Here is a 25,066-nt window from a genome sequence, read left to right on the forward strand (position 1 = left end):
CCGGCCTGCACGACGGCCTCGCTCGAACTCACCGTCGGTGAGGCGGCCACCGCAGCGGCGGTGCCCACCGTGCCGAGGGCGGCGGCGGCCACGAGGGTGATCGCCCCGAACCGCCGCACCGGGTTCGAGGCGAGGCGTGCGCGGAGCGCGCGAAGGGCGCCGCCGACGCCGAGCCGGCGCACGGGCTGCTCGAGCAGTCGATACGACGCGGCCGCGGCGGCGACGGTGATCGCGAGGGCCGCGATGCCGACCCCGACGGGGATCGCCGTGTCGACCATCGTTCCGGTGACCGCGACGGTCAGCAGCACGACGACCGGCCAGTGCCAGAGGTAGATGCCGTACGAGCGTTCGCCGATCCACCGCAGCGGCGCCACATCGAGCGCCCTACCGAGCGGGGAGCCCGCCGAGACAGCCGCCGCGATGACGGCCGCCGTCAGGATCGAAGCGAGCAGCGGCACCGCCGGAAAGGCTGTCTCCCCGCCGGGCAGGCACGCGACCGCGACGAGACCCGCGAAGGCCGCGACGCCGCCGACGGCGGTGAGCGCCGTGGTCGAGACGGCCGGCCCGCGCCGGACGGGGCGGGGCGAGGCATCCATCGTCAGAGCACCCGTCGAGCCGCCCTCCGTGCGACCCGCCGTGCGGTCGAGAGCGAACGCGAGAGCGACGCCGATCAGCAGGCCGAACGCGTGCGTGTCGGTGCCGTAGTAGGCGCGGGTGAGACTGCCGCCGCCGGCGACCACGCCGAACGCCCACGCGGCCGAGCACGCGGCGAGCACGAGCGCCGCGCCGACCCGCAGCCCGCGGCGGCGGGCGAGCAGCAGCACGGGCAGCAGCAGCGGCCAGACCAGGTAGAACTGCTCTTCGACGGCGAGCGACCAGAGGTTGCGGAAGAGTTCGGGTTCGCCCGCGCTGAAGTACGTCGATCCGCCCGCGATCGCGAGCCAGTTGTACGAGAACGTCGCCGCACCGAGCACCTGCCGCCCGACGCCGAGCAGCACGTCGCCACCGATCAGCCACGCCGCGCTCGCGCAGATCGTCACGACCGCGACGAGGGCGGGCACGAGTCGGCGTGCGCGGCGCGCCCAGAACGCGCCGAGGGCGATGCGGCCGGTCGCGGCGCGCTCGCGCAGCAGCAGCGAGGTGATCAGAAAGCCCGAGATGACGAAGAAGGCGTCGACGCCGACGAAGCCCGAGTTCAGGAACCAGGTCGGAAAGAGGTGGTAGAGCACGACGAGCAGCACGGCGACGGCGCGCAGGCCGTCGAGCCCGGCGTAACGGGGCGCGGTGGGTGTGTTCATGATCGAAAAGCGGTGCAGACGGGGCGGTCGGGGCACGGCGCGGCGGGCGGGCGGCGCAGCCGCGTGGATGCCGGTGGGGAACGATCCAGTCTACGTACCGCACCTGGGTTCAGGGTGCGCGGGGCGTCGGCGGTGCGGTTCGCGGCCGCCCCCGCCATCGGGTAGGACTGAAGCATGGACACGGATGTGCTGGTCGTCGGAGAAGCCCTGATCGACATCGTCACGGGGGAGGACGGCGACCGCGAACTCGTGGGCGGCAGTCCTGCGAACGTCGCGGTGGGCCTTGCCCGGCAGGGCCACGGCACGCGCCTGCTGACCCGGGTGGGCGACGACGAGCGCGGTCGGCGGATCGCCGAGCAGATCGGGCGATCGGGCGCGCGTCTCGACGAGCGTTCGTTCTCGGGCGAGCCGACCTCGACCGCGCGGGCGCGGCTGCGCGCCGACGGATCGGCCGAATACGACTTCGCGATCACGTGGGACGTGCCCGCGATCACGGCCGACGATCTGCGCGGCGTGCGCGCCGTGCACACGGGCTCGATCGCGCTGTTTCTCGAACCGGGTGGCGTGGCCGTGCTCGAGACGCTCCGGGCGGCGCGGGCCGCGGGGGCGATCGTCAGCGTCGACCCGAACATCCGCCCCGCGCTCGTCGGCGATCATGCCGCAGCGCTCGCGCGATTCGGCGAGGCCGCGGCCTCGGCCGATCTCGTCAAGCTGAGCGACGAAGACGCGCACTGGCTGTACCCCGACCTCGACGACGAAGAGGTGCTCGACGAGATCGCCGCGCTCGGGCCGCGCCTGGTCGTGCTGACGCGCGGCGCAGAGGGTCTTCTCGCGCGCGGCCCGCACGGACTGGTCGAGGCCGCGCCGCTCGTCGTGACGGTCGCCGACACGATCGGCGCGGGCGATGCCGCGATGGCGAGCCTCGTGTCGAGCGCGCTCGACGACGACCGCCTCTTCACGTCGCCCGACGCGCTCGAGGCGGCGCTGCGCCGTGCGGCGGTGACCGCCGGCATCACGGTCTCGCGGGCGGGCGCCAACCCGCCGACGCGTGCCGAGGTCGACGCCCGGCTAGGCTGACCGGGTGCGCCTGCGCCTCGATCTCGCCTACGACGGCACCGGCTTTCGCGGCTGGGCCCGCCAGCCCGAGCTGCGCACGGTGCAGGGCACACTCGAGACGGCGATCGCCCGGGTGCTCGGCGGGCAGCCGCAGCTGGTCGTCGCGGGTCGCACCGACGCCGGCGTGCACGCGTCGGGCCAGGTGGCCCACCTCGACCTCACCGACGAGCAGCGCGCGCGCCTCGCGAAAGGGCGAAGCCCCCAGCCCGAGGCGCTCGCCGCCCGCATCACGGGCGTGCTCGGGCAGTACCCCGACGTCGTCGTGCACCGCAGCGCCGAAGCCGCGCCCGGATTCGACGCGCGCTTCTCGGCCGTGTGGCGGCGGTACGAGTACCGCCTCGCCGACCTGCACACCCCGTACGATCCGCTCGACCGTGTGCGCACGACGAGGGTGAAGGCGCACCTCGACGTCGAGGCGATGGATGCCGCGGCGCGCTCCCTCATCGGACTGCACGACTTCGCGGCGTACTGCAAATGGCGCGAGGGCGCGACGACGATCCGCACCCTGCTCGAGTTCGGCTGGCGGCGCGACGCGCACGGCATCCTCGTCGCGAACGTCAAGGCCGACGCGTTCTGCCACAGCATGGTGCGCGCGCTCGTCGGCGCGTGCGCGGCGGTGGGCGAGGGGCGGCTCAGCGTGGCCGACGTGGCGGGCATCCGTGACGCAGGCATCCGCACGAGTGAGACGAAGGTGCTCGCCGCGCGCGGTCTCACCCTCACCGAGGTCGGCTACCCGGCCGACGACCTGCTGGCGCTGCGCGCCGAGCAGACCCGCGCGCGGCGCTCGCTCGACGAGGATTGACCGCCGCGCGAACCCTCGGGGAACACTGTGTCAAGACCGAGCAGGTTCATGGGTTGCACCCCTAGGCTGGCGGCACGATGAAGGTCATCTCGTACAACCTCAACAAGCACAAGGCGATCGGCGAGCTCGACGATCTCGTCGAGGCGACCGGTGCCGACATCCTGTGCCTGCAAGAAGCCGTGACCGATGCACTGGCCCCCGAGATCGCGGGCCTGCAATTGGCCGAGGCCACCGCACGCAACCGTCTGGGCCTGGCCGTGTACCTGCGCCGCAACACCTTCGACGCCCTCGAGGTGCGCTCGATGGCGCTGAAGAAGTCGCTGCACGACCGGGTGCTCAAGCCCGCCGAGGAACGGATGCTGGCGGTGCGCCTGCGCGACATCGACCACGGCCGCGAGTTCATCGTGGCGAGCTTTCACGCCGCCCCGCTCACGGCACTGAACTCACTGCGACGCAAGCAGATCTCGGCAGCGCTCGAAGAGCTCGCGAGTCTCGGTGAGGGGCTGCCGATCCTGATGGTGGGCGACTACAACTACCCCGTGTTCAAAGAGAACCTCAGCCAGAAGGTGCGCGAAGCGGGGTACGAGCTGAGCCTCAGCGACGCGCGCACCTACACGCGCTACAAGTTCTTCAAGGGGCACTACGACTTCGCCACGAGCGTGGGCTTCGACATCGACACCATCACGACGCTGCCGCAGGGGCGCAGCGACCACCTGCCGATCCTCGTGACGGCGACCCCGAAGGCCGTGTCGATCGTCTGATGCGCCTCGGTGCTGACAACTCCTGAGCGAGAACTGAGCGCGTGTGTCAGTGAGCTCTGAGGTCCGTCGAGGGATGCGGTGCGATCGCACGGTAGCCGACTGCGCGAAGTGTCTCGATGAAGCGGGGCTCGGCCACAGAGTCGCCGAGTTTGCGGCGCAGATTGGTCATGTGAGTCTCGATCGCTCGTTCATCGGCATCGGAGACGAGGCTTCTTCCGCCGCTCTGCCCGGGCCGGAGAGCTCCCACGAGGTGGGCTTTGCTGCGAACCTCCGGGGTCGCCTCGAGGAGGGTGGCGAGAAGCTCGAACTCGGTCCGGGTGAGCAGGATCGGATGTCCATCGATGGAGACGCTGTGGGTGGCGCGGTCGACGACGAGTCCGGCATTGCCGATCAGCGTCTGCGCTCCCGCGGTCGTCGCCGAGAGCTGTCCCGTCGTATCAGCGCCGCCGACGCCCCCGCTCTCGGGGACGGATCGTGTGGATCCGCGGGGCTGACGGCGTTGCGCCGCGAGCACACGAGCGCGCAACTCGCGTGCGCGAAACGGTTTCGTCACCACGTCGTCCGCACCGACACTGAACCCGAGAACCGCGTCGGCCTCTTCGGTGAGCGCGGTGATGAGCAGGATGTAGGTGTTGCTGTGCTCACGGATGCGCCGCGCGGTCTCATAGCCGTCGATGCCGGGCATGTTCACGTCGAGGGTGGTGATGTCGGGATCATGCGTGCGTACCGCATCGACACCGTCATATCCGTTGTCGACGGCGAAGACGTCGAACCCTGCGCTGGAGAGCACCTGCACGAGGAGGTCGCGCACGTCGGCATCGTCGTCGATGACGACGGCCGTCTGCCGTGCAGGCTCACCCATCGGTGCCCTCCTCGCTGCGTGTGTTGGTCTGATTGTGCCAGACTTCGATTCCGCCTTCCGCGCAGTTCTCGCGCCCGGCTGTGCGGTCCCCACGCTCGCTGTGGATCTCGCCAAGACAACCTCAGCATCACCTGATCGTGTGCTTCTCTGACGCATCGGCGGGCGCCATAGACTGGCGCGAAGCGGAAGGGGTCCCGATGGTGAACGGCAGATCAACATCAAAGGTGGTCCCCGAGATCGCCGCTCGCGCGCGGCGGCGCGCAGGAGGATTCGCTGGCCTCCTTGTGATCCTCGCGCTCGCCGGGTGCGGTGCGGCCCCCTGGGCAGACGGCGGCGACGGACCGAGCCCCTCGGCCTCGACGAGCACCGTTCCCGAGCCCGTGCCCAACGACCTGTCGAGCGGGTCGACGCAGCGCACCCTGACGGCGGGAGCGGTGAGTGCGACGGTCGACTACTGGTCGGAGCTGTCGATGGACAAGTGGACGGCGTCGGCGCTGAAGCCGCTCAAGCTGTCGCTCGTGACCACCGTCTCGCCCTCGGACGGGCAGAAGGTGTACCTGCAGCGCGCGACGATGGTCGCCGTTCCGGGGAACGCCTCGGGCGCTCTGACCGCCCTCGACCCGCAGATCGACCAGGCGACGACGCCGCCGGGCTACCTGGTGCTGAGCCCGTACAGCTATTCGCAGCAGTTCACGGTGGGCGCGGTGCCCGCCGAGGCGACGTTCGTGACGATCGAGCTGACCTACGACTTCCTCGTGCAGACGACGCCGACCTCGACCGAGTACGCCAAGCAGACCGCCACCGACACCCTCACCGTCGCGATCGCGCACTGAGGCGGGCGCCGCGCCGCGGCGGGTCAGACGACGGCGCGCTCCCAGCGGTCTCCGCCGGCGTCGGCCGCCCGTGCCGCCGCGTCGCGCGCCGCGGCGCGCAGGGCGTCGAGGTCTTAGCCGAACTCTGCGACGCTCGCCCAGCCGACGATGCCGAGGTACCGACCCGCACGCCGGCGCCGCTCGCCGCGAACGCGCGCAGCAGCGTGCCCACCCGCTCGCGCAGCACGGCCGAGGGTTGCGCGACGAGCACGGCGACGCCCGCGGGGGCGAACCAGCCGAGGTCGGCTTCGGTGGGGAAGATCTCGATCACGTCGCCGCGCAGCCGCTCGGCGATCGCCGCGAACCCCGAATCTCCGGCGACGATGCGGAGGTTTTCGGCGTCGTCGATCTGCGCATACACGAGCGCCCACGAGCGTTCGCCCGCGCGCTGCGCCCGGGCGAGACGGTCGGCGGCGACCACGGCGAACGTCGAACCGGTCGCGGCGCCCGTGCCGCCGCGCGCGATGAACAGCAGCGTCACGAGTGCGCAGACGACGTAGGCGAGCATGCCGAGGGAGTTGACGGTGCGCAGGAACTCGAGCGACTCGCCTGCGTCGCCCGGGGCGACCAGGCCCACCACGATGCTCACGGCGCCGACGCCCGCGACGACGAGTGAGAACGCGGCGTAGGCGATGAGACCGATCGCGAGGATGTCGGCGAACGGCAGCACCGCGATCGTCGAGCGGCTGACGCGGTCCCACGGCACGATGAGGGCGACGACCGTGAAGATGAGGATCAGCGCGAGGCCGGCGGCGGTGGTCGGTTCGGCGAGCTGGGTGGGAACGAGCACGACGATCGCGAGCGTGAGGATCACGATCACGGCGGCCAGCGACAGCTGCCACAGCCAGATCGACCGATTGCGGGGGCTCGCCTTCACGGCGAGCGCGCGCACCGTGGTCGTCTCTGGCGCGCTCATACGCCGAGCCGATCGGCGGGCTGTGGGCGGCTGTGGCGAGGCGCGGCGAGGCATCCGGGGGATTCCTTGCGCAAACCTTGCGGTTCGCTCGCGGGTGCCCGGGGTGTTCGTTGCGGTCGCCCCGGCACAGTGGAGCACATGAACGACAGCCCCCGCGACCTGGTGCTCGCCAGCGACCACCAGTTCCCCGACGACTTCGAGTCGGTGCTCGACGACACCTCGACCCACCGGTCGACGATCGGCTGCGTCATCCCCGCCTACAACGAAGAAGAGTCGATCGCCGATGTGCTGGCCGGTCTTCTCAACCAGACGCGGGTGCCCGATGTCATCCACGTGGTCGTCAACAACACGACGGATGCCACGGTCAAGCTCGCCTCGCAGTACGCCGGCCCGCACGAGCTGCACACCGAGCTCGGCGAGCAGTTCACCGAAGTGTTCGTGCACGACATCGGCAAGAACCCCGACAAGAAGGTCGGGGCGCTGAACTACGGCTACTCGCTCGTCGAGGGCTACGACTACCTGCTCGGCGTCGACGGCGACACGGTCGCCGACCGCCGCGCGGTGGAATACCTCGAGTCCGAGGCGGTCTCCGACAGCCGCATCGGCGGCATCTCGGCGATCTACTCGATCGACGAGAGCCCGATCAAGGGCTTCCTCGCGAAGTTCCTCATCACGGGTCAGCGCTCGCAGTTCGCGGCGTTCAACCTGCACAACCTGCTGCGCGGGCGCAACATGGCGGTGCTCGGCGGGCAGTTCTCGATCTTCTCGACGCAGGCGCTGCGCGATGTGATGCGCGAGAACCGCCAGCGCACGCCCTGGGTGAAAGACAGCGAGGTCGAAGACTCGCTGCTGTCGCTGCAGATCAAGAGCGCCGGCTATCTGACCAAGATCAGCCCGTTCGCGCGAGCCGACGTGGGCGGCATGACGACCCTGCGGGCGCTCGATGCCCAGCAGGTGAAGTGGACGTACGGCGCGATCGAGCTGATGTGGCCCGGTCAGCGCGGCGACACGAAGGGGCAGCCGTTCCACCCCAACCTGCGGGTGCGGTGGCTCGAGCACTTCGACATGCTCATGAACATGTTCGTGCGCATCGCGTTCGTGACACTTCTGGCGGCGTCGCTGTCGATCGGGGCGTTCGTGTTCTCGTACTGGTGGCTCGTGCCGCCGGTGGTGGCGATCGCGCTGAACACCCGCATGGCGCTGACGATGAAGAACCGGTCGGCGCGAGACATCCTGTTCGGGCTGCTGCTGTTCCCGGCCGAGATCTACATGTGGATCCGCTGCAGCCACTTTCTGCGGTCGTGGGCGCGGTTCCTCTCGCGCAAGAAGGTCGACAACTGGGCGCTGCAGGCCAAGGCCGAGCGCGGCGGCGGCTTCGGCCACTGGGTGCCGCTGATCGGTGCGGTCGCGGTCGTCGCCGCGATGGTCGCCGTCTGGCTGATGCTGCCGATCATGGTGCAGTCGACGATCCTCTGGATCGGGTGGCCGATCGTCGGTGTCATCACCGTCGTGCAGACGCTGTCGATGTTCGTCAAGCTCATCCGTCGTCAGAACGGGTTCACCGTCTGACACGGATGCTGGATCTGACGTCCGCTGGGGGGACGTCAGTCCGACCCGCCCCCGGCTCCGCGATCACGCGGGGCCGGGGGCGGTTCCTTGCAGGCGGGCGGGCGGGTGCGGGGCATCCGCGCGCCCGGCTCCGCCCGCCCGCGCCCGCGAATCACCACGCATCTGCCGAGTCACCACCGCTTTCGCGCGGATCGGGTGGTGATTCGCGAAACGGGTGGTGATTCGCGCAGCGCGCGCGGGGTCAGCGCGGCGGGTGGATGTGAAAGCTCGCGAGGCGCGAGCGGAGCGCGGCGAGCTGAAGGTGCTCGGTGCCCCACCGGCCGTAGTGGCGCTGCGTGGTGCCGCGGATCCAATCTTCGCGCTGCTTCTCGTGCAGCAGCACCTCGGCGAGCCCCTCGTCCGCTCCGCGCATCGCCGGGTCGGTGTACTTGACCGTGCCGTCGTATTCTCCCCAGGCGTTCGCATCGTCGAGGCCGAAGTCGACGAAATAGTCGTTGCCGAACGGGCCGGGGATGGCGACCTGCAGGCGCGGCGCGGCGAACCCGAGCTGCACGAGCAGCATGCGGCTGACGCTCTCGCCGGCGCTCGCCGAGCGGCCGTCGCCGAGGGCGAGCACCATACGTGCGCGTTTCACTCCGCGCGCCCCGGCGGGCAAGCGCTCGGCGATCGCGGCTCGCAGCGAGTCGGCGCGGTCGGGGTCGTAGGCGCGGTGCCGCGGGTTCCCGGCGACCGCGCGCATCGCGGCGTCGACGACCGCGAGGCCGCGCGTCGCGTCGAGGTGGCGCAGCAGGTCGGCGACGGTGCGAGGCAGCGATGAGCAACGGATGCCATCGATGCGCACGATGTCCTCTGCCGACACGGTGATGCGGTGGCGTGCCGTGGCATCCATCTCTCGCTGCGTCTGACCGTTGCACGTCGACGATGCGAGGTGCACGCGATCGAGTCGGCACTTCCACAGCGGCAGGCCGTGCAGCACCGCGGCCGAGGTGAGCACCGCGACGGCGTCGCGGCCGGGGTGCAGGCTGTCGGCGGTCGCGGTCACCGCGATGAGGTGTCGCTCCTCTGCGAAGGCGGGGGTCCAGTGCTCGCTCGCGACGTAGCGTCCGGGGCGCACCCGGATGAGGGTCTTGGCGCCGATCTCGCGCTCGATGCCGCGGTCGCTGAGCCCCGCGAGGATGAGGTGGTCGCGGGTGAGCAGGTGGCTCCGGGCTTCGTCGACGCGCATGCCCGCCAGTGTGCCCGCCGGGCCGCGGCCCACCCCCGCCCGCCGCCGCATCTGCGGACAACTCGCCACCTACCGCCCCTGTGGAGGAGCCGGCGCGCGCTGCCGCCGCTCTCGCCGAGTCACCACCGAATTGCCGAATCCTCACGCGTTCCGTGTGAATCGGGTGGTGACTCGCGAAACGGGTGGTGATTCGCGGCAGCGGCGGGCGCGCGGCAGCGGCGGGCGCGCGGCAGCGGCCGGCCGCCGCGTCAGGTCTCGGAGGTCAGACGGTAGCCGACGCCGCGCACGGTCTCGATGTAGCGCGGGTTGGTGGCTTCGTCGCCGAGTTTGCGGCGCAGGTTCGTCATGTGCGCTTCGATGGCGCGCTTGTCGGCGTCGCCGACGAAGTAGGTGGTGACGTACGACTCGCCGCGCAGCACGAGCGCGAGGTCGGCTTTGCTGCGCACGCGGCGCTTCGATTCGAGCAGCGCGGCGAGCAGGTCGAACTCGGTGCGGGTGAGGTCGATCTCGCGCTCGCCGATACGGGCGATGCGCATGTCGGGTTCGAGGGCGAGGTCGCGGTGGGTGAGCCACGATTCCGCGATGGATGCCTCGCGGAGCGCCCCGTTCAGCACGATGAGCTCTTCGGAGTCACCCCCCGGGCCCCCGCCGACGGTGTCGAGGGCGCCGGCTGCGGCGGCGGCGATGGCGCCCACCGAGATGGCGCCGGTCTGCGCCCCGGCGCCGGAGCGGGTCGGGAATGAGGGCCCCACGGCATCCTGCCGGGGTGCGGGCTGCGCGCCGGTGCCGCCGTAAGCGCCTGCGCTCGCCGCACCGCCGGGGCCCGGGGCACCTGCGCTCGAACCGTCGTTTCCGCCGCGGGGGCGGCGGAGCATCGCTTCGATGCGGGCGCGCAGTTCGCGGGGGCGGAAGGGTTTGGCGATGAAGTCGTCGGCGCCGGCGGCGAGGCCCATGACGACGTCGGTCTCTTCGGTCTGGCCGGTGAGCATGATGACGTAGGTGTTGCTGCGGGCGCGGATGCGGCGGGCCGCTTCGTAACCGTCGATGCCCGGCAGGTTGACGTCGAGGGTCGTGACGAGGGGTTGGTAGGTCTCGACGGCGCGCACGCCGTCGATGCCGTTGCCGACCGAGATGGTCGAGAATCCGGCCGCTTCGAGCACGTCGGCGAGCATGTGCCGCACGTCGGCGTCGTCTTCGATGACGACCGCGGTCTTCTCGCCGTCCCCCTGAGTCATGCCCTCTCCTGTCACGTGCGTCACCCCTGTCACGCCATGCTACCGACGGACGGCGCGTGTGAGTTCGATGGCGGCGTCGTTCCACCAGCTGCCGGCGGCGGGCCCGCCGTTGCAGGGGCCGTCGCTTTCGCCGGGTGGTTTGATCCAGAGGTTGGTGTCGACGACGCCGTCGCCGAGGGTGCCGGATGCCTCGCCCACGAGCCGTCCGGAGGGGTTGCACCATTCGCCGTTCGAGCCGGCGCCGCTGCGCGAGGTGTCGATGAGGGCGTGTGCTTCGCCGGCGCCGGAGTGGGCGAGGGCGTCGGCAAGGGCGTGGGCGTAGTCGAATTCGGCGGTGGCGGCGTTGAAGTTCGACACGTTGGTGCTGAAGCCGCGCACTCCGTCGAGGCCGACGGCGGCGATCAGGTCGGCTTGTTCGGCGGGGCGGTGCCAGGTGGAGTGGCCGCCGTCGAGGTAGGTCCAGGTGTCGGAGCGTTGCAGCGCATCGACGGCGGTGCGCAGCTGCGGCACGCGCGCGTCGAGGTTGCCGCATTCGGTGGCGAGGGCGAGGCTGTCGGGTTCGAGCACGATCACGGCGGGTACGTCGGGCGCGGCGGTGAGGGCGGCGGCGATCTCGTCGACCCAGACGGGGTAGTCGGCGGCGTCGAGGCCGCCGGCGGAGTGGTTGCCGCAGTCGCGTTCGGGCAGTCCGTAGATGACGAGGGCGAGGGTGGCGTGCTGGGCGCGCGCTTCGGCGGCGAGGGCGGTGACGCGGTCGCCGGCCGTGCCGATGGGGTCGCGCTCGGGGGTGAGCCAGTAGGCGGTGGGCTGGGCGGCGAGGTAGTCGGCGGCGTCGAGGGCGGTGCCGGTAGCCGTGGTGGATGCCTGTGCTGCGCCTGATTCGTCGAGCACGGCGAACGTGGTGCCGACGCCGGGTGCGGCGGCCGGGGCGGGGCCGAAGAGCCCGGCGAGGGCGGCGGCGCCGATGGCGGTCCCGCCGATGACGGCGAGGGCGGCGATGCTGACGACCGTCCAGGTGGTGGCGCGGCGGCGGGGGTTCGTCACGCGATCGACTCTATCCGCGCAGGGGTGCGCGGGGTCGGATACGAAACTACGGCGCCAGCCCACTCTCCACCCCCGAGAGTGCCTCGATCAGCGCGACGGCGCGGGGCCAGTAGCGGGCGTAGTGGTCGGGGTCTTGGTTGATCTGGGTGCGGTGGGCGACGATGGTGGGCTCGAGCGCGTCGCGGTCGGGCACGCGGTCGATCATGGCGCGATAGAAGAGGGTCGCGGCGGTGTAGGGGTCGAGGCGCGCGTCGCGGGGGCCCCAGGCATCCTGCTGTTGAAAGAGGCCGATCGAGGTGGTTCGCGAGCCGTCGGGATTGGTGACGCCGCTCGTCTCCCAATCCCCGTAGTCGATGTTGCGCAGCGACGATTCGCCGAGCGCGGTCATGACACCGATGGCCTGGTCGCGCGCCGACAGGCCCAGGTCGTGGCCGGCGCGCATGATGGATGCCGCGTTCTCGAGCTGTTCCTGGTCGTAGTCGGCGACGGCCGGCGGCGAACTGAGCGGCGACAGCGAGTGCACACCGCGGAACGCACCGAGGGCGGATGCCACGATCAGCGCGATCACGAGCACGGGGAACGCGGAGATCGCGGTGATCGCCCCGGCGCGTCGCCGACGCGCTCTCCGCGCGCGCTGAGCGCGGGTCTTACGGGCAGAGCGACGGCGTGCGGTCGGCCGGCGAACTCGCCGGCGCCTGGTTCGGGGTACCGGTCGCGCCATGGCGTGCATTGTGGCATGTCGGCCCGGGTGGATGCCTGGGTGTCGGCCACCTTTCGACGCGCGTGCGGTCGTCGAATGCGCGTGCTCCTCACCCTCGCTGGTGTGCTGCTGCTGCCGCGCTGAGCCGCGACGGGCACGCGACACGCCCTCCGCGCCCGTCACACAGCGGAGGTCGAGCCCCGATTCAGAGTAGGATTTGAGCTGTCGCGGCATCCCGACTGCGACGCGCTCGGGCGCAGCTCTGTCGGTCTGCGTCATCTCGTCGGCCATGGCCGTCGTAGACATATGCCCCCGGATGTGTCCCCACACAACCGGCTCGGTGTTCGCCGACCCCCCGCGTGCGAACACCTGCCGGGAGGCCGAGTCTCGCACTCGGCCTCCCGGTCTTTCCCCGCCACGGTCCTCGTCTGACCGATCGGTTTGGCCGTGGCATCCACATGCCGTAGACTCGACCTTTGGTGTCCGCGCTGCCTGCGGCCGGCGCCACGAACGTGAGCCCTCCACTGGCGTGTTTCGCCCGGCATCCGCCGCACGAAACCACCCCGGAGTGGGATTCACGAACCTCTCCGTTCGAATCAAGAAAGCAGCACTACTGTGACGCGCACCTACACCCCCAAGGCCGGTGAAGTGACCCGCGAGTGGGTCGTCATCGACGCGACCGACGTCGTTCTCGGACGCCTCGCCTCGCACGCCGCCCGCATCCTCCGCGGCAAGAACAAGCCCACCTTCGCCAACCACATCGACACCGGTGACTTCGTCGTCGTCATCAACGCCGAGAAGGTCGCGCTGACGGGCCAGAAGCTGCAGAAGAAGATGGCCTACCGCCACTCGGGCTACCCGGGCGGCCTCACCGCCACCTCATACGCCGAGCTGCTCGAGAAGAACCCGGTCCGCGCCGTCGAGAAGGCGATCCGCGGCATGCTCCCCAAGAACAGCCTGGGTCGCCAGCAGCTGTCGAAGCTGAAGGTCTACGTCGGTGCCGAGCACCCGCACGCGGCTCAGCAGCCCACTCCCTACACCTTCGACCAGGTCGCCCAGTAAGCGCCGCCGACCACAAGGAACAGATCATGGCGAACATCGCTGACTCCATCGAAGAGACCCCCGAGTCGTACACCACCGAAAGCACCCCCGTCGAGGCCGCCGCGACCCCGCGCCCGGTCCTCTCGGTTCCCGGTGCGGCCGTCGGCCGTCGCAAGCAGGCCATCGCCCGCGTGCGCCTGGTTCCCGGCTCGGGCACCATCACCGTCAACGGTCGTGAGTTCGAGGACTACTTCCCGAACAAGCTGCACCAGCAGCTCATCACCGACCCCTTCACCCTGCTCGACCTCACCGGTGCATACGACGTGATCGTGCGCATCTCGGGCGGCGGCCCCTCGGGTCAGGCCGGCGCGCTGCGCCTCGGCATCGCCCGTGCGCTCAACGAGATCGACGCCGAGAACAACCGCCCGGCGCTGAAGAAGGCCGGCTTCCTCTCGCGTGACGCCCGCGTCATCGAGCGCAAGAAGGCCGGTCTCAAGAAGGCCCGCAAGGCTCCGCAGTACTCGAAGCGCTAAATTCGATGGCGCTGTTCGGGACGGACGGTGTGCGGGGCCTCGCGAACGGCCCCCTCACCGCCGACCTGGCGCTCACCCTGGCCCAGGCGACAGCTGTCGTCCTGGGCCAGGGGCGTATCGCCTCCGCACGCAAAGCCGCCGGCAAGCGGCTCACCGCCGTCGTCGCGCGCGACCCCCGCGTGTCGGGTGAGTTCCTCACCGCCGCCGTCGCGGCGGGCCTGGCATCCTCGGGCGTCGACGTGCTCGACGCGGGCGTCATCCCGACGCCGGCCGCGGCGTTCCTCATCGCCGATATCGATGCCGACTTCGGCGTGATGATCTCGGCGTCGCACAACCCGGCGCCCGACAACGGCATCAAGATCTTCGCCCGCGGGGGCGTCAAGCTGCCCGACGTCGTCGAAGAGCGCATCGAGCAGGCCATGTCAGGCGAGAAGCTTCTGCCGACCGGCGGCGGCGTCGGCCGCATCCGGCGCTTCTCCGACGCCGAAGACCGCTACGCGATCCACCTGCTCTCGACGCTGCCGCACCGGCTCGAGGGCCTGCACGTCGTGCTCGACTGCGCGCACGGCGCGGCGTCGGGCGTCTCGCCCGAGACCTTCCGCGACGCCGGGGCGAAGGTCACCCTCATCGGCGCCGACCCCGACGGCATCAACATCAACGACGGTGTCGGCTCGACCCACCTCGACCGTCTCGCCGCCGAGGTGATCCGCACCGGTGCCGACGTGGGCATCGCCCACGACGGCGACGCCGACCGGTGCCTGGCCGTCGACGCCGACGGCAACGTTGTCGACGGCGACCAGATCATGGCGATCCTCGCCGTCTCGATGAAAGAGCGCGGAGTGCTCCGCTCCGACACCCTCGTGGCCACCGTCATGAGCAACCTGGGGCTGCACCGCGCCATGGCCGACCACGGCATCGCCGTCGAGACGACCGCCGTCGGCGACCGCTATGTGCTCGAGCGCATGAACGAGGGCCGCTTCTCGCTCGGCGGCGAGCAGTCGGGCCACGTGATCATGAGCCGATACGCCACGACCGGCGACGGCGTGCTCACGGGCCTGCACCTCGTGGCCGAGATGGCCCGCACCGGCAAGTCGCTCGCCGAGCTGGCATCGGTCATGACGGTCTTCCCGCAGTCGCTCGTCAACGTCCGCGGCGTGGAGCGCTCGCGCGCGACCGACCCCGACGTGCAGGATGCTGTGGCCCGCGCGACGGCATCCCTCGGCCTCAGCGGCCGCGTGCTGCTGCGCCCCTCGGGCACCGAGCCGATGATCCGCGTCATGGTCGAGGCCGGTACGGCCGACGAGGCCCAGCGCATCGCCGACGAGCTCGCCGAGGTCGTGCGCGGCTGACGCTTCACCAGGGAGGGCTCAGTCGGGGTCTGACCAGCTCAGGCTCTCGATGTAGCGCAGCAGCACGCCCTCGCGCAGCGCCCACGGGCTCACCTCGAGCTCGTCGACGCGCATCGCGGTCATCGCCGCGTGCAGCACGACGGCTGCGCCGACGATCTGGAAGGTGCGGTCGGCCGTGATGCCGGGCAGCTCCTGGCGGGCGGATGCCGGCAGGCGCGACAGTCGGGGGATCCACGAGCCGAGCGCCTGGCGCGGCAGCAGCATCCGCTCGCTGCCCGACCACCCGGGCACGGGATACCCGGCGAGCTTCGCGAGCGAGCGGATCGCCTTCGACGACCCCACGACGTGGTTCGGCGCAGGCTGGTCGGCCATCAGCTCCACGGCGGGCGCGAGGGTCTGCAGGGCGTACTCGCGCAGTCGCTCCACGGCGTCTTCGCCGGGTGGGTCCTCGGGCAGGAACTCGATCGTCGAGCGGCCGGCGCCCAAGGGCACGGATGCCGCGACATCGGGCAGCTCGTCGGAACCGGCCGCGATCTCGAGCGAACCGCCGCCGATGTCGAACAGCAGGATCTGCCCCGCCGACCACCCGAACCAACGCCGCACGGCGAGGAACGTGAAGCGCGCCTCGGACTCACCGCCGAGCACCTGCAGCTCCTGACCGAGTGCCGCCTCGATGCGGGCGATCACGTCCGCGCCGTTCGTCGCCTCGCGCACGGCGCTCGTCGCCGTCGCGAGCAGCTCGACGACCTTCTCGGCCTGCGCGATCTCGCGGGCCTGCGCCACGGCATCCACCAGCGCCTGCACACCCGTCTCGCTGATCGACCCGTCCGGCTCGAGATAGCGCATCAGGCGCAGCACGGTGCGCTTGCTCGTCGTCGCGTGCGGGCGCCCGCCGGGGCGCACGTCGGCGACGAGCAGGTGGACGGTGTTCGAGCCGATGTCGAGGACTCCGAGGCGCATGGGGTCAGCGTATCCACAGATAGAGTGGGCGCGATGTCCACCGATGATCTGGCGACGACCGCCGACTCGCTCTACCGCGAGGTCGGGCGGGCGGAATGGGCGCGCCTGGCCCCCGGCATCCCGAATCCGCTGAACGAGACCGAAGTCGTGCAGATGCGCGGCATCGGCGACCGGCTCGACCTCACCGAGGTGCGCGAGGTCTACCTGCCGCTCAGCCGGCTGCTGTCGACGTATGCCGAGAACACGAAGCGGCTCGGCGCGGAGACGGCGGCGTTCCTCGGCGAAGACGACTCGACGACGCCGTTCGTCGTCGGCGTCGCCGGGTCGGTCGCCGTCGGCAAGTCGACGATCGCCCGCCTGCTGCGCGAGCTGATGAGCCGCTGGCCGGGAACGCCCCGCGTCGAGCTCGTGACGACTGACGGATTCCTCTACCCGAACGCCGAGCTGGAGCGACGCGGCCTGATGTCGCGCAAGGGGTTCCCCGAGTCGTACGACCGGCGGGCCCTCGTCGAGTTCCTGACGCTCGTCAAGTCGGGCGCGGTCGAGGCGCGCGCCCCGTTCTATTCGCACGTGCGGTACGACATCATGCCCGATGCGCAGGTCACCGTGCGGCGCCCCGACGTCGTGATCGTCGAAGGCCTCAACGTGCTGCAGCCGCCCCCGTCGCCCAACGACGTGTCCGTCGGCGACCTCTTCGACTTCTCCATCTACATCGACGCCGATGCCGAGCACATCGCGCAGTGGTACGTCGACCGCTTCCTGGCGCTGCGCCAGGGAGCCTTCAGCAACCCGAACTCGTTCTTCAAGGTGTTCGCCGAGCTGTCGGATGCCGAGGCCGTCGAGACCGCCATGGGGTTCTGGAACTCCATCAACCTGCCGAACCTGCGCGAGAACGTCGAGCCGACGAAGCACCGTGCGACACTCGTCCTGCGGAAGGCCGCGGACCACACGGTCGAGACCGTGCGGCTGCGCAAGCTCTGAGGCGGGCCGGATCAATGCCGCGCAGCAGCGTTGATGCGGCCGCGACTCAAGGTTGAGCGAGGGAGCGCAGCGACCGAGTCGAAGCCATCCGTCACAGGCGCGTGAGGACGCGATCGACGACGTATTCGGCGATCGCGAGCGAGCTGGTCGCGCCGGGTGAGGGCGCATTGCGGACGTGCGTTGCGGCATCCCTCTCGTCGAACGCGAAGTCGTCGACAAGTCGGCCGTCGGCATCCATCGCCTGTGCACGGATGCCCCGCGTGAGGCGTGTCGCGTGCGCGCCGGCCATCGCCGGGACGTACCGCTCGGCCTGCCGCAGGAAGGAGCGCTTCGACAGCACGGTGCCCGCTTCGCGGACGGCGCTCGGCGCGTTCGCGGCCGAGAATCGCCAGAAGCCGGGCATCGAGAGCGTCTCGGCGAGGTCGCGCGGGCTCAGCCCGAGCCCACGGTAGCCGCCGCGGGACAGCGACAGGAAGGCGTTCGGCCCGACCGTCATCTGCCCGTCGAAGCGCTTTGTCAGGTGCACCCCGAGGAACGGATATCGCGGGTCGGGCACGGGGTAGACGAGGCCGTCCAACACGCCCGCGAAGGCCGGCTCGAGCAGGAAGTACTGCCCGAAGAACGGCACGATGCGCGGGTCGGGTGCCCCGCCCGAGCGCCGCGCGAGACGGTCGGACCACGCGCCCGCGCACACGACGACGTGGTCGGCGGCGACGTCGCCCTTCGTCGTACGCACGATCGCGCCGCCCGCCGCGTGGTCGATCCGCCGCGCCTCGGCGCCGAACCGGATCGTGCCGCCGCCCGCCACGATGTCACCGGCCAGGGCGCGGGTGATCGCGGTGTAGTCGACGACGGCGGTCACCGGCGACCGCAGCGCGGCGCGTCCGACGGCGTTGGGCTCGACCGCGCGGATGCCGTCGGGGCCGAGCATCTCGACGCCGGGCACACCGTTCGCCTGAGCCCGCGCGAAGATATCCGCGAGGCGCGCCTCCTCCGTCTCGTCGAGAGCGACGACGAGCTTGCCGCACTCGAGATAGGGCAGGCCCTTCTCGGCGCAGTAGGCCTTGAGTAGGTCGCCGCCGCGGCGGCACAGGCGCGCCTTGAGCCCGCCCGGTTCATAGTAGAGCCCCGCGTGCACGACACCCGAGTTGTGGCCGGTCTGATGCGCCGCGACCTGCTGTTCCTTGTCGAGCAGGGTGATCTCGGCCTGCGGCATCCGCCGGGTCAGCTCGCGCGCGACGGCGGTGCCGACGATGCCGGCGCCGACGACCACGACGCGCTTCGCGCCGGATGCCATCAGTCGGCGACCCGAAGGCCGTCGCCGTCGGCGACGTAGCGCTCACCGGTGTGGGGGCAGCGCCACGCCCCGCCTTCGCCTTCGCCGTCGCGCTCGAGCGGCCGGCCGGTGCGACCCACCCAGCCGATGCGCTTGGCCGGCACCCCTGCGACGAGGGCGTGCGGCGGGACGTCCTTCGTGACGACGGCGCCCGCGGCGACGAGCGCCCACGCGCCGACCGTGACGGGCGCGATGCACACCGCGCGGGCGCCGATCGACGCGCCGCGCTCGACTGTGACGCCGACGGCGTGCCAGTCGTCGGCGCCCTTGAGCGAGCCGTCGGGGTTCGCCGCACGCGGGAACTCGTCGTTCGTGAAGACGACCGCCGGCCCGATGAACACACCGTCGCCGACGACAGCGGGTTCGTAGACGAGCGCGTAGTTCTGCACCTTGCAGGCATCCCCGAGCGTCACGCCCGGGCCGATGTACGCGCCGCGGCCGATGTTGCAGTCGGCGCCGAGCACGGCGCCGGTGCGCACCTGCGCGAGGTGCCAGACCCGCGTGCGCGGGCCGAGTGTGACGCCCTCGTCGATGTCGGCGGACGGCTGGACGACCGGCGCGTCCGGCGTTGTGGCGGTGGTCATGGCATCCTCCCCAGGCATCCGAGGTTCAGTATTGTGCCCGCGAGCACGATCTGGCTACACTGCCGAACGGGGGACACTCCGATCGATCCATTCCTCTGGGGGGAACGGATCAGGCGCCGTGGGGGCGCAGTTCGGTGTGCGACGACCCGCCTCGTCTACTCGCGAGGCGGGCGACTGGGGATATGGGTAATGGGGACACACCGGGGGATCGGCGCATTCGCGCCGACCGTTTCTTGGCCGCGACGCGCGATCGCGCTGCTGGCCATCGCCGCGGCGCTCGCGGCATCGCTCGTGGTTTCGGCGACGCCGAACCGCGCCGATGCCGCGAGCCCCTGCGGCGCCGGCGTCAACGCGATCGCGTGTGAGAACCAGCAGCCCGGCACCGACCCGGAGGTCTGGGACGTCTCGGGCGCGGGTGACGGAAGCATCCAGGGCTTCGCGACCGACATCTCCGTCAACGCGGGCTCCCGCATCGACTTCAAGGTCGACACGGTTGCCTCGGCGTACACGATCGACGTGTACCGCACCGGTTGGTATCAGGGCCTCGGCGCGCGGTTCGTCACGTCCGTTCCCGTCTCGGCGGCGTTGCCGCAGCACCAGCCGGAGTGCATCTCGGACGTCACCACCGAGCTCTACGACTGCGGCACCTGGGGCGTGTCTGCCTCATGGAACGTGCCCGCGACGGCGGTGTCCGGCGTCTACATCGCAAAGCTCACCCGCACCGACACGGGTGGGGCGAGCCACATCATCTTCATCGTCCGCAACGACGGCAACACGTCGCAGGTGCTGTTCCAGACATCGGACCCGACCTGGCAGGCCTACAACCCCTACGGCGGCTCGGACTTCTATCAGGGTGCGGTCAACGGGCGGGCGAACAAGATCAGCTACAACCGGCCGATCGTGACGCGCGGCGTGAGCGCGGGACGCGACTTCTATTTCAGCTCGGAGTTCGCGACGGTGCGGTTTCTCGAACGCAACGGGTACGACGTGTCGTATCTCGCGGGGGTCGACACCGACCGGCGGGGCGCTGAGCTGAAGAATCACAAGGTCTTCCTCTCGGTCGGTCACGACGAGTACTGGTCCGGAGCGCAGCGAGCCAACATCCAGTCGGCGCGGGATTCCGGCGTGAACCTGCAGTTCCTCACGGGCAACGAGGGGTACTGGCGCACCCGCTACGAGAACTCGGTCGACGGATCGAACACCGCCTACCGCACCCTCGTGTCGTACAAGGAGACATGGTCGAACGCCAAGATCGACCCGGCCGGCGAGTGGACCGGAACGTGGCGTGATCCGCGCTTCGCCGGTGCCGCCCAGGGCGGGACGAGTCCGGAGAACGCCCTGACCGGGACGATGTACATGGTCAACGACAGCGACCTCGCCGTGACCGTCTCGGCGGAGGAAGGCAAGAGCAGGCTGTGGCGCAACACATCGCTCGCGTCACTGGCTAGTGGATCCACGGCCGAGCTCGCGGCGCACACTGTCGGCTACGAGGCGAACGAAGACGTCGACAACGGATTCCGTCCCGCGGGCCTCATCCGTCTCTCGACGACCGAGGGGTACGTCCCCCAGTACTTGACCGACTACGGCAACACGGTCGTCGCCGGCACGACGACGCATCATGTCACGCTCTATCGGGCCGCCAGCGGTGCACTCGTCTTCTCGGCCGCGAGCATCCAGTGGTCCTGGGGCCTCGACGAGGTGCACGACGGCAATGGCGCTCCGGCAGACGCGCGGATGCAACAGGCGCAGGTGAACCTGCTCGCCGACATGGGGGCACAGCCGTCGACGCTGATGAGCGGGCTCACCCCTGCCTCGGCGAGCACCGACACCGCTGCGCCGACCACGACGATCGCGAACCCGACCGAGGGTCAGCAGATCGCGCACGGCACGACCGTCACCGTCACCGGAACGGCAGCCGACACGGGTGGCGGCCGGGTCGCGGGGGTCGAGGTGTCCACCGACGGCGGCGCCACCTGGCACGCGGCGAGCGGGACGACGTCGTGGTCGTATTCGTACATCCAGCAGGGGTCGGGTGACACGGCGATCCGGGCGCGAGCGATCGACGACAGCGCGAACTATTCGGCCGGCGGCACGACGCGGACGGTGTCGGTGTCGGGGCCGGCATCCATCTTCGGCTCGGAAGTGCCGACGCGACCGTCCGCCGACGACCGGCAGGCCGTCGAGCTCGGCATCGAGTTCCACCCCGATCGGGACGGCTACATCTCGGGTGTGCGCTTCTTCAAGGGCGCCGCGAACACGGGGACCCACGTCGGCACGCTGTGGAGCGAGGAGGGGACGGCGCTCGCGCAGGCGACCTTCGTCGGCGAGACCGCAACCGGCTGGCAGACGGCGATGTTCGCACAGCCGGTCGCGGTGACCGCCGGCACTTCTTACGTCATCTCGTACACCGCGCCGCAGGGCGGATACGCCTACGTCGATGAGTACTGGCCGTACCGCAACCACGCCTCGTCGCCGCTCGCGGTCACGCCCGGTGTGGGAGCGGCCAGCCCGGGCGTCTACGGACAGGCCGGACGGTTCCCGACGCTCACCTACGGCACCTCGAACTACTACGTCGACGCCGTGTTCGACACGGCCGCGGCGACGCCGACGAGGCTCGCGGTGCGCACACCTGCCCCAGGTTCGGGGTCGGTCGCCGTCGACACCGCGGTCGTCGCGGTCACGACGCGCGACGTCACCGATGCGGCGATCACCGTGACGGGGCCGTCCGGGGCCGTCGCCGGCAACGTGGCCTACGACACCGCCTCCCGCAGCATCCGCTTCGCGCCGACGCGGCCGCTGGCGGCCTCGACGACGTACCGGGTGACGGTCACGGCGACGCCCGTCGACGGATCGGCCTTCGATGCGGGCGAGGAGTGGACCTTCACGACGGCGGCGCCAACCGTCCCCGAGGGGACCTGCCCGTGCTCGCTGTACACCGATGCCGACCGCCCGAGCGTCGCCGCCGACCCCGACGCAGTAACCGTCACGTTGGGCATGAGGTTCACCGTGAGCGAGCCCGGCGCGATCACCGGCATCCGCTTCTACAAGCACCTGCTCAACACCGGCACGCATACCGGCGCGCTCTGGACAGCTGCAGGCGAGAAGCTCGCCGACGTCACGTTCGCAGACGAGTCCGCCTCGGGATGGCAGAGCGCACAGCTCTCCGCACCCGTTGCGGTCACACCCGGGACCGAGTATCTCGTGTCCTACACGGCCCCTGTCGGACGCTACTCGGCGACGCCGAACGCGTTCGTCGCACCCGTGAGTCGTGGCCCGATCACGGCCGTCGCGCAAGGCGGGGCGTACTCGTACTCGGGCGGCTTCCCGGCGAACCGGTCCGCGGCCAGCTATCTCGTCGACGTCGTCTTCGAGCGCGTGGGTTCGGCGCCGACACTGGTGTCGACGACCCCGGCCGCGGGAGCCACGGGCGTGGCCCGGTCGGCGACGATCTCGGCCACGTTCTCGGAACCGGTGACAGGATCGCCGACCGTCGCCGTCACCTCGAGCGGCGCCTCGGTCGCCGGTGCCGTGACGGTCAGCGGCGCGACCGTGACCTTCACCCCCGCCTCGCCGCTCGCCTACGGGGCGACGATCACCGCAACCGTCTCGGGCGCGGAGGGCAGCGGGGGGACAGCACCCGCGCGCAGCTGGTCGTTCACCGTCGTCACGGACCCGGGACAGCCCACGCCCGTGACGTTGTTCGGCGCCGCCGACCCTGGCGCCAGCGTCGGTGTCGACGGAACCTCGGTCGAGCTCGGCACCGTGTTCTCGAGTTCCGTCGCGGGGCAGGTCACGGCGCTCCGGTTCTACAAGACCGCCGGCGATACGGCGGCGCACACGGGCACGCTGTGGGGACCGACCGGGCTGGCGCTCACGACCGTCACGTTCAGCGGCGAGAGCGCATCGGGGTGGCAGACCGCCGCGCTGGCCTCACCCGTCACGCTCACCGCCGGCACGAACTACACCGTCTCGTTCCTCTCGCCGCAGGGCCGCTATCCCTACGTCACCGGCTACTTCGCGTCCCCGCGCTCGAGCGGCCCATTGACCGCGACGAACGGCACCTATCGCTACGGCACCGGCGGTGTCATGCCCGCGTCGTCGTGGCAGTCGTCGAGCTACTTCGCCGATGTCGTGTTCACGGCCGGCACCACGAGCACGCCGGCGCCCTCTGTCGCATCCAAGGCGCCGACGGGCACCTCCGTCGCGACGACCGCGGCCATCACGGCGACGCTCTCGCAGGACGTGACCGCGCCGTCGCTGTCGGTGTCTGCCGGTGGGGCCAACGTCGCGGGGACGTCGCTCTACGGTGCGGCGACGCGCACGCTGACGTTCACGCCCTCGACGGCGCTGGCGGCGGCGACGGCGTACACCGTCACGGTGACCATCGGCGGGCAGACGCTCGACCAGTGGACCTTCACGACGGCAGCGCCCGAGGTTCCCGGATCCGTGGAGACGCTCTTCGGCACCGTCACACCGGCCACGGCGGCGAGCACCGATACGGCCGCCGTCGAGCTCGGGACTGCGTTCACGGTCGCGAAGGCCGGGTCGGTCACTGCCATCCGCTTCTACAAGGGGTCGGGCAACACCGGGACGCACGTCGGATCGTTGTGGAGCGCGACCGGCCAGCGATTGGCCACCGTGACGTTCACGGGGGAGACGACGAGCGGGTGGCAGCGCGCCGCGCTCTCGGACCCGGTGGCTCTCAGCCCGGGCAGTACATACGTCGTGTCCTATCTGGCGCCGGCGGGACGCTACGCGATCGAGGCGGGGTACTTCGCGACCGCCCGCACGAGCGGATCGATCACCGCACCCGCGACGTCGAACTGCCGCTTCCTCTACGGCGCGGCGGGGGGATTCCCGACCGGTTCGTGGAACGCGTCGTCGTACTTCGTCGATGCCGAGGTGACCTTCGGCGCCGTCACGACGCCGACTCCGACGCCCACTCCGACCGCGACGCCGACACCTACTCCGACTGCGACGCCGACTCCGACTGCGACGCCGACTCCGACCGCGACGCCGACGCCGACGCCGACGCCCACTCCGACCGCAACTCCGACGCCGACGCCGACTCCGACGCCCACGTCGGTGGTCACCGCGGTCACACCCGCCGGCGGTGGCACCGACATCGCGCCGACGACGACGATCGCTGCGACGTTCGACATCGCGGCATCCGGCGCGGTGCTCACTGTGACGAAGGGCGCAGCGACCGTGCCGGGGGTCTCGGCATACGACCCGGACACGCACGTGGTGGCGTTCACGCCGACCGATCCACTGGAGTGGAGCACGGCCTACACCGCGCGCGTGACGATCGCGGGAGCAGCAGCCACGGGTGGCGAGTGGACCTTCACGACGACCTCGGCACCGCCCGTGCTCGCCGCGCAGACGATCTTCGGTGACGCGACTCCGCAGAACGGCGCGTGGAACGATCCCAAGAGCGTCCAGGTGGCGACCCGGTTCACCGTGAGCGCCCCAGGACAGCCCACTTCGGTGCGCTTCTACAAGGGTGATGCCAACACGGGCGACCACACCGGCTACCTGTGGCGTGCCGACGGCGTCCTGCTCGGTCAGGTGTCCTTCTTCGGCGAGACCGCGTCGGGGTGGCAGGACGCGGTGTTCGCCCAGCCCATCGACTTGCAGCCCGGCGTCGAGTACCGCGTCGGCCTGCACAGCACGACGGGGCGTTACGCCGTCGACCTGAACGGACTCGCGCAGCCGATGACCGCGGGGGCGCTCTCGACGCCGGCCAACGGCGCCGCGTACACGTACTCGCAGGCGTTCCCCGACAATCTCAGCTCGCACAACTACTGGGTCGACGTGACGTTCGCGCCGCGGGAGTAGTCGCAGGGACAGCCGGCGCGGAGCACTGGGGAGCTTCGACGGCG

The 25,066-nt window shown here is 70.8% G+C and carries 20 protein-coding genes; 10 read left to right on the plus strand and 10 right to left on the minus strand.

The window, feature by feature from the left end; genetic code table 11:
• On the minus strand, positions 1-1,298 hold a 1,298-nt coding region (locus tag G3N18_RS04260), incomplete at its 3' end, for an acyltransferase family protein (protein ID WP_196383065.1).
• A 174-nt stretch (positions 1,299-1,472) separates the two neighbouring features.
• Here G3N18_RS04260 and G3N18_RS04265 point away from each other — a divergent pair.
• The 3 genes from G3N18_RS04265 (at position 1,473) to G3N18_RS04275 (ending at position 3,977) form a co-directional block, all read left to right on the plus strand.
• A complete protein-coding gene (locus tag G3N18_RS04265) occupies positions 1,473-2,375 on the plus strand; it encodes a carbohydrate kinase family protein (RefSeq protein WP_196383066.1) in 903 nt (300 codons plus the stop codon).
• Positions 2,376-2,379: 4 nt separating this feature from the next.
• A complete protein-coding gene (truA, locus tag G3N18_RS04270; protein ID WP_196383067.1) occupies positions 2,380-3,216 on the plus strand; it encodes a tRNA pseudouridine(38-40) synthase TruA in 837 nt (278 codons plus the stop codon).
• Positions 3,217-3,293: 77 nt separating this feature from the next.
• On the plus strand, positions 3,294-3,977 hold the full coding sequence (locus G3N18_RS04275; protein WP_196383068.1) for an endonuclease/exonuclease/phosphatase family protein: 684 nt from the start codon (positions 3,294-3,296) through the stop codon (positions 3,975-3,977).
• A 46-nt stretch (positions 3,978-4,023) separates the two neighbouring features.
• Here the strand turns inward: G3N18_RS04275 and G3N18_RS04280 are convergent, their stop codons facing one another.
• Entirely contained in the window at positions 4,024-4,839 is an 816-nt protein-coding gene (locus tag G3N18_RS04280) for a response regulator transcription factor (protein ID WP_196383069.1), read from the minus strand.
• 197 nt (positions 4,840-5,036) lie between these two features.
• On the opposite strand from G3N18_RS04280, the gene G3N18_RS04285 reads away from it, so the two are divergent.
• Entirely contained in the window at positions 5,037-5,672 is a 636-nt protein-coding gene (locus G3N18_RS04285) for a hypothetical protein (protein ID WP_230403851.1), read from the plus strand.
• Here the strand turns inward: G3N18_RS04285 and G3N18_RS04290 are convergent.
• A complete protein-coding gene (locus tag G3N18_RS04290; RefSeq protein WP_196383070.1) occupies positions 5,650-6,627 on the minus strand; it encodes a hypothetical protein in 978 nt (325 codons plus the stop codon). The two genes, G3N18_RS04285 and G3N18_RS04290, sit on opposite strands and share 23 nt — an antisense overlap.
• Positions 6,628-6,765: 138 nt before the next feature.
• Between G3N18_RS04290 and G3N18_RS04295 the strand changes: the two genes are divergently transcribed.
• On the plus strand, positions 6,766-8,196 hold the full coding sequence (locus tag G3N18_RS04295) for a glycosyltransferase family 2 protein (protein WP_196383071.1): 1,431 nt from the start codon (positions 6,766-6,768) through the stop codon (positions 8,194-8,196).
• A gap of 241 nt (positions 8,197-8,437) precedes the next feature.
• Here the strand turns inward: G3N18_RS04295 and G3N18_RS04300 are convergent, their stop codons facing one another.
• From G3N18_RS04300 to G3N18_RS04315, 4 genes are all read right to left on the minus strand, one after another.
• Positions 8,438-9,421 carry a hypothetical protein gene (locus G3N18_RS04300; protein WP_196383072.1) on the minus strand — a complete coding sequence of 328 codons (984 nt, stop codon included), beginning with the start codon at positions 9,419-9,421 and terminating at the stop codon, positions 8,438-8,440.
• Positions 9,422-9,669: 248 nt separating this feature from the next.
• A complete protein-coding gene (locus tag G3N18_RS04305) occupies positions 9,670-10,656 on the minus strand; it encodes a response regulator transcription factor (RefSeq protein ID WP_196383073.1) in 987 nt (328 codons plus the stop codon).
• A gap of 39 nt (positions 10,657-10,695) precedes the next feature.
• Entirely contained in the window at positions 10,696-11,700 is a 1,005-nt protein-coding gene (locus G3N18_RS04310; protein ID WP_338038256.1) for a glycoside hydrolase family 6 protein, read from the minus strand.
• Positions 11,701-11,746: 46 nt separating this feature from the next.
• Positions 11,747-12,274, minus strand: coding sequence for a peptidase M23 (locus G3N18_RS04315; protein ID WP_338038257.1), 528 nt, complete (start codon positions 12,272-12,274; stop codon positions 11,747-11,749).
• A 741-nt stretch (positions 12,275-13,015) separates the two neighbouring features.
• Between G3N18_RS04315 and rplM the strand changes: the two genes are divergently transcribed.
• Genes rplM through glmM form a run of 3 tightly spaced genes read left to right on the plus strand, consistent with a single transcriptional unit; the run spans position 13,016 to position 15,323 of the window.
• On the plus strand, positions 13,016-13,462 hold the full coding sequence (gene rplM / locus G3N18_RS04320) for a 50S ribosomal protein L13 (RefSeq protein ID WP_196383075.1): 447 nt from the start codon (positions 13,016-13,018) through the stop codon (positions 13,460-13,462).
• 26 nt (positions 13,463-13,488) lie between these two features.
• Complete coding sequence (rpsI, locus tag G3N18_RS04325) at positions 13,489-13,974, plus strand: 30S ribosomal protein S9 (RefSeq protein ID WP_196383076.1); 486 nt, start codon at positions 13,489-13,491, stop codon at positions 13,972-13,974.
• A gap of 5 nt (positions 13,975-13,979) precedes the next feature.
• Entirely contained in the window at positions 13,980-15,323 is a 1,344-nt protein-coding gene (glmM, locus tag G3N18_RS04330) for a phosphoglucosamine mutase (protein ID WP_196383077.1), read from the plus strand.
• 18 nt (positions 15,324-15,341) lie between these two features.
• Here the strand turns inward: glmM and G3N18_RS04335 are convergent, their stop codons facing one another.
• Positions 15,342-16,283: a Ppx/GppA phosphatase family protein gene (locus G3N18_RS04335; RefSeq protein WP_196383078.1), complete on the minus strand. Its 942-nt coding sequence runs from the start codon at positions 16,281-16,283 to the stop codon at positions 15,342-15,344.
• Positions 16,284-16,316: 33 nt separating this feature from the next.
• Between G3N18_RS04335 and coaA the strand changes: the two genes are divergently transcribed.
• Positions 16,317-17,264 (plus strand): type I pantothenate kinase, encoded by a 948-nt coding sequence (gene coaA, locus G3N18_RS04340; protein ID WP_196383079.1) that lies wholly within the window; start codon positions 16,317-16,319, stop codon positions 17,262-17,264.
• Positions 17,265-17,355: 91 nt separating this feature from the next.
• Here the strand turns inward: coaA and lhgO are convergent, their stop codons facing one another.
• Entirely contained in the window at positions 17,356-18,561 is a 1,206-nt protein-coding gene (gene lhgO, locus G3N18_RS04345; protein WP_196383080.1) for an L-2-hydroxyglutarate oxidase, read from the minus strand.
• Positions 18,561-19,184: an acyltransferase gene (locus G3N18_RS04350; RefSeq protein ID WP_196383081.1), complete on the minus strand. Its 624-nt coding sequence runs from the start codon at positions 19,182-19,184 to the stop codon at positions 18,561-18,563. Before G3N18_RS04350 ends, lhgO begins: the two co-directional genes overlap by 1 nt.
• A 189-nt stretch (positions 19,185-19,373) precedes the next feature.
• Here G3N18_RS04350 and G3N18_RS04355 point away from each other — a divergent pair, with 189 nt between their 5' ends.
• Entirely contained in the window at positions 19,374-25,022 is a 5,649-nt protein-coding gene (locus tag G3N18_RS04355; protein WP_196383082.1) for a DUF4082 domain-containing protein, read from the plus strand.
• Positions 25,023-25,066: the final 44 nt, after the last annotated feature.

The organism is Microbacterium paulum (assembly GCF_015707995.1).
Taxonomy (GTDB): Bacteria; Actinomycetota; Actinomycetes; order Actinomycetales; family Microbacteriaceae; genus Microbacterium; species Microbacterium paulum.

What these genes read in the sequence shown, in the direction of transcription:
- G3N18_RS04295 (WP_196383071.1), top strand. Translation starts at nt 6,766, where the DNA reads ATGAACGACAGCCCCCGCGACCTGGTGCTCGCCAGCGACCACCAGTTC.
- G3N18_RS04300 (WP_196383072.1), bottom strand. Translation starts at nt 9,421, where the DNA reads ATGCGCGTCGACGAAGCCCGGAGCCACCTGCTCACCCGCGACCACCTC.
- G3N18_RS04285 (WP_230403851.1), top strand. Translation starts at nt 5,037, where the DNA reads ATGGTGAACGGCAGATCAACATCAAAGGTGGTCCCCGAGATCGCCGCT.
- G3N18_RS04350 (WP_196383081.1), bottom strand. Translation starts at nt 19,184, where the DNA reads ATGACCACCGCCACAACGCCGGACGCGCCGGTCGTCCAGCCGTCCGCC.
- G3N18_RS04305 (WP_196383073.1), bottom strand. Translation starts at nt 10,656, where the DNA reads ATGACTCAGGGGGACGGCGAGAAGACCGCGGTCGTCATCGAAGACGAC.
- glmM (WP_196383077.1), top strand. Translation starts at nt 13,980, where the DNA reads ATGGCGCTGTTCGGGACGGACGGTGTGCGGGGCCTCGCGAACGGCCCC.
- G3N18_RS04290 (WP_196383070.1), bottom strand. Translation starts at nt 6,627, where the DNA reads ATGAGCGCGCCAGAGACGACCACGGTGCGCGCGCTCGCCGTGAAGGCG.
- G3N18_RS04280 (WP_196383069.1), bottom strand. Translation starts at nt 4,839, where the DNA reads ATGGGTGAGCCTGCACGGCAGACGGCCGTCGTCATCGACGACGATGCC.
- G3N18_RS04265 (WP_196383066.1), top strand. Translation starts at nt 1,473, where the DNA reads ATGGACACGGATGTGCTGGTCGTCGGAGAAGCCCTGATCGACATCGTC.
- G3N18_RS04355 (WP_196383082.1), top strand. Translation starts at nt 19,374, where the DNA reads ATGGGGACACACCGGGGGATCGGCGCATTCGCGCCGACCGTTTCTTGG.
- G3N18_RS04275 (WP_196383068.1), top strand. Translation starts at nt 3,294, where the DNA reads ATGAAGGTCATCTCGTACAACCTCAACAAGCACAAGGCGATCGGCGAG.
- coaA (WP_196383079.1), top strand. Translation starts at nt 16,317, where the DNA reads ATGTCCACCGATGATCTGGCGACGACCGCCGACTCGCTCTACCGCGAG.
- lhgO (WP_196383080.1), bottom strand. Translation starts at nt 18,561, where the DNA reads ATGGCATCCGGCGCGAAGCGCGTCGTGGTCGTCGGCGCCGGCATCGTC.
- rpsI (WP_196383076.1), top strand. Translation starts at nt 13,489, where the DNA reads ATGGCGAACATCGCTGACTCCATCGAAGAGACCCCCGAGTCGTACACC.
- G3N18_RS04335 (WP_196383078.1), bottom strand. Translation starts at nt 16,283, where the DNA reads ATGCGCCTCGGAGTCCTCGACATCGGCTCGAACACCGTCCACCTGCTC.